The organism is Fictibacillus terranigra (genome assembly GCF_030412265.1).
Lineage (GTDB): Bacteria > Bacillota > Bacilli > Bacillales > Fictibacillaceae > Fictibacillus_C > Fictibacillus_C terrinigri.
The window spans coordinates 59647-71322 of sequence record NZ_JAUHLN010000002.1 but is presented as its reverse complement, the minus strand read 5'-3'; the positions used below and the strand labels follow the sequence as shown (position 1 = coordinate 71322).

Below are 11676 nucleotides of genomic sequence, written 5' to 3'. Positions count from 1 at the left end.
TTGTCATTATTCTTGTGCACTTACCTGAAAGTGGTTTGCTTTATGATCACTTAGCAAAAATTGTGTGATTTTTTCTGTTACGGTCCTCTCAACCGCAACTCTGCCTTCTTGGATTACTTCTGCCGACAAACCTTTACATTCAATGTCCGTCATACTTTCTTCCCGGCCAATGGCGTGTAGCAAAGAAAGTTCGAGGTCCGTAGCAATGTTCACCTTGCTTACTCCGCCCCCAGGCAATTGGAAGGCGTTCTGCATCATTTCAATGGGTACACCAGAGCCGCCATGAAGCACTAAATGGACGTTGGTTAATTCACGGATCGCAGCTAATCTCTGATAGTCAATTTTCGGTTCGCGTACCATGTAAACACCATGTGCCGTTCCACAAGATACAGCAAGAGCATCAACACCTGTTTGTTTAACAAATGCTTCTGCCTCGTTTGGATCCGTATATAATTCCTCGTCTTTATCTGTTTCAATAAAATCCGTTGTGCCGATCATGCCTAGCTCCGCTTCGACCGACACCCCATTGGCATGGGCAAATTCCACCACTTGTTTCGTGATTTTCACATTTTCTTCAAAGGACTTTTCAGAAGCATCAATCATGACGGAAGTAAACCCGGCATCGATGGCTTCGTGAATGGTTTTCAACGTTTTCGTATGATCCAGATGCAAAACGACAGGAACGGTGATCGATAACTCTTCAATCTGTCTGTAAAATTCATCAGCAAACTCATAGGGTGTTATGCCATAACGCTCTAATTCTTTTTGCGAGATTTGTACAATAAGAGGCGAGGAAGTTTTTTGCCCTGCTAATAGGACAGGCACAATCATGGGTGTATATCGTGGTGAAAATGATCCAGTTGCATACTTATGCTTTTCGGACATCTCCAAGATTTTTTTCAGTGTAATAACGTTCGGGCGTTTCGTTTTTTGCGGCATTTTGTCATCCCCTTTATCTTGTAGTCGTTTGGAATGTCTTTTTTACACATTCCATACCTAACTGCGGGCTTGTTACAAAAGGTCTTTGTTCTTCGGGAGAGAATGTAGCGATCACTCGAGCCATAGAAGCCTGGGCAAGAACCACGAGATCTGTTTTCTTGACCAAGTTACGCAACGCTGCAGATAAATCATGATCGTGTCCTTGTTTATCGTTTGCCATCAATTTTTCATAGGCAGAAGCTACGAGAATCGATTCAATCTGTACAGTCCTCCGGTTTTCGGCGGCTTTTTGTTTTAACAGGTCAATCGTCGGTTTTAAGGTCGTTTCCATTGTGGCAGCGACTCCAATTCGTTCTGCTGAATGAACCGCATACTCGGCCATCGCTTCATCGATTCTTATAATCGGTATATTCACCTGAGGCTGAACCATCGGAACAAGCCCTCCGACCGAAGAGCATCCACTTAAGATACAGTCGGCTCCAAGTTGTTCTGCGGTTCGCGCGTAGTTGGCCCAGCGGTGGGCAACCTCTTCAATGTCCCCGCCATTATTCATTAATTGAGGTAAAATGGTGTCATCCATAAAATTCATAATTTCACAATCATCGATAAGGTTTAACGCTAATTCTTTTAGCGGCTCAATGGTAACAGGTGTCGTATGAATAATGGCAAGCTTCTTTTTCACTATCCGTTTCCTCCTTCATAAACTTCCGTTTCCTTTTTTATCCGTTCAGCTTTAAAACCTCACCATAGGATAAAGCTTCTTGGGTGGCATAGAGAATAAGACCGACACACCAGGAATGAGAAAGGGTCAACATCATCCCTTTCGGCTGGAAGCAGTTCGTATTGTAATACCGCTCTGTCACCATTCCTTTATATGCGTTAAAATCTCCATCTTTTCTCGCTATGAATTGAAGAAAGCATGAGATATGGTCCCTGGTACGATCCAGGTAGTATTGATCACCCGTATAGGTCCATAACCTCAGCATCTCTGGAACACAAAACAGTCCATAATTATGCAAGTGCTGATTGGACGGTGATGCTTGATCAGCACCACGAGAACGGAAATCGTATTGGTGTAAAAATGTGTGCTCTGGAAAAGCAATATTATAAGTCCAGCGGAATGTCATTAACCAGTCTGCCGACCGTTTTGCCAGCTGCAGCCATTTGTCATTTTGATCGTGCTCATATAACAAAACGTACGAAACCACCGCGTTATATGCATCTTCTGAAGTAGGTGTCAAATGGACGTCTTCAGGTGCTCCGTATATGTACTCGTCTAAGACAAACCGCTCGTAATAGTGACCCGCTTTAATGGCAGTTTCCTGAAACACCTCTTTTTCCTCTTTAAAAAACGCACCTCCCTCTATAAGGGAAGCGGTCCATAAAACACCGCCAGCTCCATCCCATTCTTGAACGTTACCTGTTTCACAATGGTAATAAGATCCCAAATTCCCATCAGAACGTTGGCGGCTGACAGCAAAATTCAAATTCGATAAGACGGCTTTTTCCCAATTACGGTGAAGGAACCCTTCTTTTTTCTCGAAAGATAAGGCACGTATTAAAAACAAGGTGGCTTCCGATATGGTCCTTGCTTGAAGCCAAGTGGATTTAGGATTCCAGCCTGTCCCCCAGCCCTTGCCTAAAACCCAGGAAGCCCAAAATGTTCCGTTTGGAGCAAGGGCGGAAGCAATATGATCCAGCACATTAATCGCCGCATCCACATATGGTTGTATGCCTTTTTTTCTGCCGTACGTTAACAGGGCGTAGGCATATGGGACGCCGCTTACCCAGCCGACATGCATATGGGGACGGTCGCCTAGCCCTTTCACATTGTTGTTTAATTCTCTATCGAATGCAGCGGTTTCACTTAAAATTCGGTGCTCGGGCATATAATGCCAACGGTATAACCCGTCAGCGGTTAATTCAGCAGCTTCATCAAGTCCCATCCATGGATTTAGAGGATGTTCCTGCTGATGAAGCCTGTACATTTGCCGTACGAACGGGTTATAAGAATGAAGATCAGGCGATGAAGTATAAATTTTTAATTGTAAATGAACCTTTTCACCTGCTTCAAACGAATATAATGAAATATCTGCAGACTGCGGGGTCGGATCTCCTACAAAGGTTACAGGCTCTTCTCTGTAGGGGAAGTTTACCCATATTTCTGAATGTGAGCGGTTCCCCCTAAAACCGATCCCGGTCAAGCCGACGTCCGACATTTCTTCAACACATAAGGCTCCGCTTATCTCGTCGTTCCATGCGAACACGGCAGGAAGCGCTGCCCTGTCAGAACGAAATGCCCAATGGTCTGATACCATTTCATCATGATTACCATCATTAAAATCATAACGAGGATATTTGCGCTCATTATGTTCAAACCGGTTTTCCTTATAAAAGGCTCCGGGAATCATCCATGTCGGCTTCCCGTTGCCAATAAGAGCACAATTAAATTCAAAGCCGAATTCTCCAGAAGCTTCTTGGTTATAACTGACCTCTAAATCAACCTGAATATAGTCACACTGATCATGAATCGAATTCCACTCTGAATGAACAGAAAATAGATCTCCTCTCCCAGCTGCTCTTAAACTACCCTCTGTTTCGAGTAACTCATCGATTGGTATTTCCTCTATGCTTCCATTCTCGTTGTACACATGAAGTAGTGAAGTCAATCGTAAATAGGCATTTCGACTTTTACGGTCTGAAGAATAAATTTGTATTTCGTGGGAATTCGTATCTTTTTCTTTCGGTTTGATAAATGTACTCAAATGCCTCACACCTTTAGTTTGTAGAAATCAATTAAGTTATCTCTGAATATTCGTTGGGCAAACTCAACCGCTTCATTTTCTGTAAGCATATGGTGTTGGACTTTCTCTACTAGAACATCACTTACTAGTTTACGAGCAAGTTTTTGATGAGCATAGGTGCCTTCAATAAAGTTGTAATCCCCGCCAAAACCAAAGATTTTATTCTGCGGAACCATTTCGATCATTTGATGCATCAGCTGTTTTGCGATAGTTGGTGAAAGGATATAAATCCAGGTAAAATCTGCATAAGCATTGGAGTAATTCTTCAAAATAGACAAATATTCTTGATGATAAGGGAAACCACAATGTAAAAGGACAAAGTTGGCATCTTGATACTCCGCTAAAAGTGGCAGTAAATCGGTTACTTTCGAATTTGTAATCATATTACCGCTGCTCGAAACACTCGTTTCATGATGGCCTGTATGAATCTGAATCGGCAGCTCGTTCTTTATTGAACATTGGATAACATGATGGATTAAATAATCTTGCAAGACGACCGATTCCGGTTGGGACATAGGTTCCTCTAAAAACGATGATAAAAGTCGATTAAAACATTGTTCCGCTTCAAAAAAGGTGGGTTTTGCCGTTTTGAGAGTTCTCCAGTACGCATGCCCTAGCTTGGTTGCAACCATCCCTCCTTCAGCAAATTTAGTTATTATAGCATCAATGGCGTCCAAATAATGCTGGAAGGTATGTATGGAAACGCCTGATTGCTTTTCGACAGGCTGTATATCCTTGCGTGTCCGTAATTTAAACGAATAGTCTAAGAACATAATGGGTCGAAAAAGTGAAAAATCAACGTTCATGTTTTGGACTAAAGTAAAAACCATATCGATGCCTGATTTTTCTTTTAACACTTTCGTATACCATTGATCATCATTTGTGGCGGCTTTAACTTTCTCATTCAACTGCAATATTCCATGAACGGACCAATCATCCATTCCATATAAATCGGATACTGAGATTTTTAACATACGCGCATATGTTGTGTTCTTTGTTTTATTCCAGAATGATACAAACTGTTCCGCCTTTTCTTCATCACTTATAGGGGAAGATCGACTCAATACTTCCCTCTCCATCCCGGCACTTATCAGATCAGAATCCAAATAGTGAAGGAGCCCAAAAAAATCCACTTTATTTTTTTTTCTAATACCATGCATATCCAAATGCTCGTGGCCATCTATGATTCGAATCCTATCGATTGCTTCATGAATATCGTACATCCTACTGCTCCTTCCAAAGAAAAATGCGACCGTTCTCAAGACAATCGCATTTTTTCTTTTCATCCGTTAATCAACTTGAAGTTCTGGGAAGGCGTTTTTAACTTCCTTCTTAAATTTTGAAATGACTTTATCGACATTGGCATTATCCTTGATGCCTTGGCCGGCGACTTTTCTCCATAATGAAAGAATTTCTTCACCGTATTTGTCTGCTTTTTGAGCTGGAATGTCTTTTACTAAGTCATAATAAGGTTTTAAGATGTTTTGATTTCCAAATAACGGAGATGTATAACTGTCTAAGTTATCTTTATATACCGTCTCTAAAGCCGGCATGTTGCCTGTTGTTTTCAGGTTGTGCTCTTGCCACTCTTTACTTGCAATAAACTTAATGAATTGATTTGCCAGGTCTTTATTGGGTGATTTTTCATAAATCGCGCGATACGTACCTCCCATGTATAAACCTGTGGGTGTCTTAGCGATTCCATATTTCCCATTGGATTTATTACCTTTATTGTCAACCATAAACCCAGCCCAAGCCGGCATTGCTGTTAAGACTACACTTCCATCGTTGATTGCATTTCCCCAGCCAGCTGAGAAGAAATCAAGTTTCGCGTCTACATTGTTGTTGAAGATTTCTTTTTGAGTCTTATATGCTTTTTTCCATCTAGGGTCGATATTCAATTTCCCATCTTTAACCCATGGGTCCATATGATATGCTTCGATATTATAAACATCGCCATAGCTTGAGATTAGATGTGTTTTACCGTTGCTCTCTTTTGAAACCTTCTTGCCTAAATCGATAATTTTATCCCAGGAGTTCACCATTTCACCAATTTTCTCCGGGTCATCCGTGCCTAGCCATTTTTTTGCATTTGATTTTATGTACCAGAAACCGCCAGGCGAGGAATGATCAGAAATCGCTTTTAAATCCCCTTTTTGATCTCTTCCTAATTCTTGAACGTAAGGCACATAATCTTTAACCAATTTTTCTCCGCCCATGTCGGAAAGATTGGCTGCAAAATTAGAATTTACAAATTGACCAATATAGCCTCTTTCTAGATCGAATATATCTGGGACGTTTTGACCTGACTGTAAGGCAGTAAGCAATTTTGTTTTATATTGGTCTCCAGGAAATACTTTTACCTCAACTTTTGCCTTAGGGTATTTTTTTTCAAACTCCTTCGCCATGTCTTTCACTTGTCCAAAGAACGTCCAGATCACTAATTTACCTTCTACTTCCTTGTTTCCTTTGTTAGCATTACTTGATGTTGATTCATTACTGGAACAGCCCGAAATTACACCAACCATGAGAATTACCGAAAGGATCATAGCCAACCACTTTTTCATGAGAACAACTCCTTTTTATATGTGATTAAAACAGAATTCCCTTGCACATACCGTTGCTGTTTTAGGCATCCCCCCATTTTAACTTTAGAAGCATCAGCCTTTAAGAGCACCAGTGGTAACCCCGCTAATAATCTTTTTCGAGATAATAGAGAAAAAGATTAATATAGGAATGACAGAAATCACGATCCCCACATACATGGCGCCAAAGTCAGTTGAAAATTGAGATTTGACGCTCGCAATCATAACCGGAAGCGGTTGCAAATCGTTATCAAACAAGATAATCATCGGGGTTAAAAAATCATTCCATTTTCCAATGAAGGAAAAGATTCCAAGCGTTGCGACTGCAGGCATTAACATAGGAAGGACTAATTTATGAAAGATTCCGACTTCGCTGCACCCATCGATTCTTCCAGCTTCAAGAATTTCTTTTGGCACACTGGAATCTGCCATTTGTTTCATAAAGAAAATACCAAATGCATTTGAAATCGATGGTAGAATGATAGGCCAGTACGTGTTAAGCATATGGAAGCTATTCATCAGTTTAAAAAATCCAATGATTCCTAATTGGCTGGGAATCATCATCGTGCCGAGGACACATAGGAAGAGAATGTTTCTCCCCTTGAAATCGAACTTAGAAAATCCGTATCCTGCAAGGGCAGAGAAATACAGGTTTAACGCAGTAGATGTAATCGTAATAAACAAACTATTAATAAAACCTCTCCATATAGGAACAGTGTGTATTAATCGTTCATAGTTGTTCATAAATTCCGTTCCCGGTGTAAGCAATAGCTTTCTGGAAATCTCGGAATTTGTATGGGTAGATGTTATCATCATACTGTAGAACGGTAATAAACAAATAACGGCGATCAAGATAAGAATGAAATAGATTAATATTTTGCCGAGCGTTGGTTTGAACTTAAAGATTTTCCGTCTTCCATTCATGTGTAACGTCAATTGCTTGTTACCTTGAATTTCCATAGAAGTACCCCTTTTCAAAATTATTGTTCAACTTTGTTCAGTTTTGAAAATTTTATAGAGATCAAGGAGAAAATCAAGATGATGAAAAATATCGCATAGGCGACAGCCGCACCATATCCATAGTTAAAGTTCTTAAATGCGGTTTGATAGAGATACATAACCATTGTGGTGGTTGAATTATCGGGACCATTTCCGATCATTAGTGGTCCATCAAATAATTGCAGACCTCCGATAATCGAAGTAATAAACGTGAACATTAATACCGGCTTCAATAATGGAAGCGTAATTTTGGTGATGATTTTCCATCGGGAAGCACCATCGATTTCAGCCGCTTCATATAATTCATTTGGGATGGCTTGAAGGCCTGCAATAAAGATGAGCATGTTTAAACCAAAGTACTGCCACATGGTAACCATGGCGACAATAATTCTTGAAAGCCAGGGACTGTTAAACCAGTTTACGGGAGCATGGATAATTCCCAATTCCATTAATACTTTATTAACACTCCCGGTCTGCCAATCAAAGATTAAAAAGAATAACACCCCTAAAGTCACCGGCGTTACAATATGCGGGAAATAGAAGACTGCTCTAAAAAAGTGTTTGCCACGTATAAATCGCTCATTCAGGATAATGGCTAAAGCCAGTGCAAGAGAGACTTGAGGGATAACTGAAAGTATCCAGATAATGAATGTATTGAAGATCGATTTGAAAAAAAATGAATCGTGAATGAGACGTTCATAATTGGCAAATCCAATATTTACAGGGTCAGTAAAGCCATCCCAATTGGTGAAGCTTAAGTAAAGTGAATAGATGATCGGTGCGAGACCAAAGATAAGAAAGGTGATGAAAAACGGGGCAACGAAATAATAGCCATAGCGTGATTTATTAATAGCGTTCCTCATATTGTCACAGCCTTTTACAGTTTTTATTTTCAAAACTCTAAAATACGTAAGCGATTACAAATCACTAAATTATTGTCATTTCTTTACGTCTTATTGCGTTTGGGAACGGCTCCTTTTTCTGCATGAATCCCGGATGACGAGTTTAGGTTTTAGCAGATGCCGTTTCAGGAAATTTGAACTTTCATTCCCACTCTCTAACCTTGCAAATAATTCTCCTGCTGCTTTTTCTCCCATTTCCATAAAGGGTTGTTTCACCGTCGTTAATGATGGATAAACCCAACTAGCTAGTGCAATATCATCAAAACCTGTAATAGACAGATGATTCGGTACATCATAACCACGCTCATGAATCGCCCTTAATGCCCCAATTGCAGTTTCATCATTGGAAGCAATCACAGCTGTGAAGTCACTGACGTTTAGCAATTGGTTCATCGCATTATATCCGCCATGATTCGACCAATCAGAATGAACGAGTAAATCGCCCCTAATTTCTAGACCTAATTCCCTCATCGTTTGCAGATATCCATTTAGTCTGTAACCTGTTGCTGATGCATTTTCCGGTCCGGAAATATACGCAATGTTTTCATGGCCAATTCTATGTAAATACTTAACGGTTTCTGATATACCAAAAAAATTATCGACATCAACCGAACATATACCTGCTGTATTTCCAGAATCACCGACCAGTACAATTGGGTAATTCACTTCGGCTATTCTTTTCAGATCGGCTTCCATTCTTTTGCTGAAGCTAACAAGAATAATCCCATCAACCTGTCCTTCATAAAAAAGGTCAAGGAACGAACCTTCAGTATAAAAATTGGAAGTGGAACTGTAGAACACACAATTAAAGCCTTTTTCCATTGCCACTTTTTCAATACCACCGAAAATTGTGGAATAGAAAACATTCGAAATGTTATCAACAACTACGCCTATCGTCTGCGTTTTATTCATGACTAACCTTCGAGCATTTTCATTCCGATGATAGTTTAAATCTTTGATCGCTTGCTTCAGCGCCTCTTCTGTTTCTTTTTTTATTTTCTGGCCATTCAAAAAACGGGAAACTGTACTTTTTGACGTGTTTGCTAATTTAGCTACATCTCGAATGGTTGGGTTCATTTATTTCACACATCTCCTTGAAAAATCGGGACCGTTCCCAAAAAAGAAAGTGGGAACGTTTTCAAAATTGACTAAACCATAGCCTTTTAGCATAAAAGAACTTTGATGAAGACCTATGGTTTCAATCCCTTTCGACAGAAATTCCTTTTAGAATCGGGACCGTTCCCAAATCATTATAGAATATTTAATTCTTGTTTTATATTATCCTGGTTATTATACTTTGTCAATCGATTTTGAATTTTTTGAAAGTTCACTTTTCGCTGTCCCCTTTTCCAACACCTTGTAAACAACAGACATCCAAACAAAACTAATCGTGCTTCCACTGAAAAATAAAAATAAAACAGGCATTTTAAGAAATAAGTAATACATACCAATCGTTACAAGGAATAAGCCCACTGTCTTCATTGGCGAAACGAAACTATAGAGAAAGCTGTATTTAATATAGTTTAAAAACTTATACTGGAAGTGGACATATATCGGGAAAAAGTAAATACACATTGTCAAAAATAAATAAAATACAATGGAAATAATAATTTTGAAGATTGAAAAAATGGTACTCTCACCAAATGTAAAGAACTTAAAGTCAGAATATAAGAAATAAGCCATTGCTAGAAGGATCCAGCCTAGAGTATTAACCTTAAAAAATTCCTTCTTATAACTCTGCCAAAATGTTATAAAAATGGGGATATCTCCTTCCCCCGACACCCATTTACGAGTTACAGAAAACATAGCGGCTGTTGAGGGAAAAAAACCAAAGACTCCTAAACCAAGGATTATAAAAACAATCCAGAGGAATTGGACATAGGCAAGTCTCATGATCCATTCGGTTATCCAATAGACAAATCCGCCTAATCGATTAATATTCATGAAGTCCATCCTTTTCTATTAAAAATATTTACCTTGCCTTTTTGGCCCTTCGATCAAAAAAGTGACAGGATAGCTGGCAGATTCTCTCCAAAACTCATGAGACACTGCAACTCCACTAAAGTAATTTTAGCTTGTAAGACTTTCTATTTCGATAAGAAAGGTGGATATTCCTGCAATTTTGTCACTTTCTGATCAAATTTGCAAAAAAATTATTATAGTCCCTTAAACGCTTCATCCCCTGGTGTTTTTTCTTGTTTTTAAATTCTCTAGCAGGCTTTCCATCTCGATCGGAGCTTCCTTTACACACAAGGGCTTCACTAAGTCACTAAGAATGGGAGTTAACTGCGCCTCCTCAAATTCATTAACATGACGGGTAGAATTTTCAGCTGTTTTCTGCATTTGATTACCTAATTCAGATGATACCACGTTAATGACAAACTCTTTTTGTGAGCGTATATTCTCAAGTGTTCCTTCACGTTCGGTCATTACTTCCTTAAGTTAGATCTGCCCTTTAATTCAAATTAGCACTTGCTGGCCTATATAAAACAGAACTTACAAATAAGCGTTTAAGGAAAATCTAGGAGTTTAGTAGTATTTTAAAATAATTCTATAACAGTTGTTGACGATTCTCATCTGTTATAATACAATGAATTTAATTAAAAAACAGGAGGTAATGCTGAATGTTGACGTTGGAATTTTATCGTAATTTGCCAAAGAAGCAATGCCGGGAATGCGGAAAAACGATTGAGGAACAGCATGAGTCATACGTTTATGAATGTGAGAGATGCATGGGACAACATGAAGCATAGGTGATCGTCCATGAATAATTTATGCAACTCCTGATACCCTGTTTGCCGTGAAAAGGTGAGCAGGGTATTATCTGTTATAAAACAGTTTAGTTTCATAGAGAACAAGATTCTCCAGTAATGAGAAAACCGTCTTATTAAGGAGACGGTTCTCTTAACCTGTAAAGTGCTATACCCATTAATTGAAAATCAAGAATACTGCAAGGAATGAAATCCCCATTTCTAAGATAAAAAGCAAACCCATGTTTTGCCATTTCCAAACAATCGGTTCCACTTTGGACATCAGAGTTTATGTTACTTCGTTCAGACGTATCACTGAGCAAATTAAAAAACAGGTCTTGGTGACCTGCCCTGTCTTGATTAATTTCGAAGTGTCAATAACTTATATAAGCTATTATTCTCAATCCTCTTCGCCCCTCGTCTTTGTAACGATTTTTTGTGCCATGCCTGGTTTTCCTGGTTTTATTGACATTGATGATTCCCCTCTCATATTTATATATTTACGCAATAAAAAGCTCGTACCATTGGAAACCCTTGAAACACACCGCAAAATACCGTTCCGCCCCCGAGATCTCCGCCGAATGTCACAATTGTCTTTTGGTTCTCTTCTCGAACACGATCAATAACTGTTTTAAGTCTCGCAACACCAGCGCGATCTCCGTATTGATTCACAACTGGACTTATTTTATGCGATTAG

General features: G+C 39.3%; 11 protein-coding genes. 1 reads left to right on the top strand and 10 read right to left on the bottom strand.

The genetic code is table 11. The features are described from left to right. Positions 1-6: 6 nt before the first annotated feature. The 10 genes from QYF49_RS08170 to QYF49_RS08125 all read right to left on the bottom strand — a co-directional run bounded on the left by QYF49_RS08170 (position 7) and on the right by QYF49_RS08125 (position 10659). A complete protein-coding gene (locus QYF49_RS08170) occupies positions 7-939 on the bottom strand; it encodes a class II fructose-bisphosphate aldolase (RefSeq protein WP_290399145.1) in 933 nt (310 codons plus the stop codon). 13 nt (positions 940-952) lie between these two features. Beyond that, positions 953-1621, bottom strand: a complete 669-nt coding sequence (locus QYF49_RS08165; protein ID WP_290399144.1) for an aspartate/glutamate racemase family protein — start codon at positions 1619-1621, stop codon at positions 953-955. Positions 1622-1658: 37 nt separating this feature from the next. Then, positions 1659-3704, bottom strand: a complete 2046-nt coding sequence (locus tag QYF49_RS08160) for a hypothetical protein (RefSeq protein ID WP_290399143.1) — start codon at positions 3702-3704, stop codon at positions 1659-1661. Between the two features lie 5 nt (positions 3705-3709). Next, positions 3710-4966, bottom strand: coding sequence for an amidohydrolase family protein (locus tag QYF49_RS08155; protein WP_290399142.1), 1257 nt, complete (start codon positions 4964-4966; stop codon positions 3710-3712). Between the two features lie 66 nt (positions 4967-5032). Further along, positions 5033-6310: an extracellular solute-binding protein gene (locus tag QYF49_RS08150; protein ID WP_290399141.1), complete on the bottom strand. Its 1278-nt coding sequence runs from the start codon at positions 6308-6310 to the stop codon at positions 5033-5035. A 93-nt stretch (positions 6311-6403) separates the two neighbouring features. After that, positions 6404-7288, bottom strand: a complete 885-nt coding sequence (locus QYF49_RS08145; protein ID WP_290399140.1) for a carbohydrate ABC transporter permease — start codon at positions 7286-7288, stop codon at positions 6404-6406. Positions 7289-7308: 20 nt separating this feature from the next. After that, positions 7309-8190, bottom strand: coding sequence for a carbohydrate ABC transporter permease (locus QYF49_RS08140; RefSeq protein WP_290399139.1), 882 nt, complete (start codon positions 8188-8190; stop codon positions 7309-7311). 90 nt (positions 8191-8280) lie between these two features. Then, entirely contained in the window at positions 8281-9306 is a 1026-nt protein-coding gene (locus tag QYF49_RS08135) for a LacI family DNA-binding transcriptional regulator (protein WP_290399138.1), read from the bottom strand. A 213-nt stretch (positions 9307-9519) separates the two neighbouring features. After that, positions 9520-10173 carry a YesL family protein gene (locus QYF49_RS08130; RefSeq protein ID WP_290399137.1) on the bottom strand — a complete coding sequence of 218 codons (654 nt, stop codon included), beginning with the start codon at positions 10171-10173 and terminating at the stop codon, positions 9520-9522. Positions 10174-10404: 231 nt separating this feature from the next. Beyond that, complete coding sequence (locus QYF49_RS08125; protein ID WP_290399136.1) at positions 10405-10659, bottom strand: flavin reductase; 255 nt, start codon at positions 10657-10659, stop codon at positions 10405-10407. Positions 10660-10853: 194 nt separating this feature from the next. Here QYF49_RS08125 and yhfH point away from each other — a divergent pair, with 194 nt between their 5' ends. Continuing rightward, the gene (gene yhfH, locus QYF49_RS08120; RefSeq protein ID WP_074440588.1) at positions 10854-10982 is read left to right on the top strand and encodes a protein YhfH; all 129 of its coding nucleotides are present in this window, start codon (positions 10854-10856) and stop codon (positions 10980-10982) included. Positions 10983-11676: the final 694 nt, after the last annotated feature.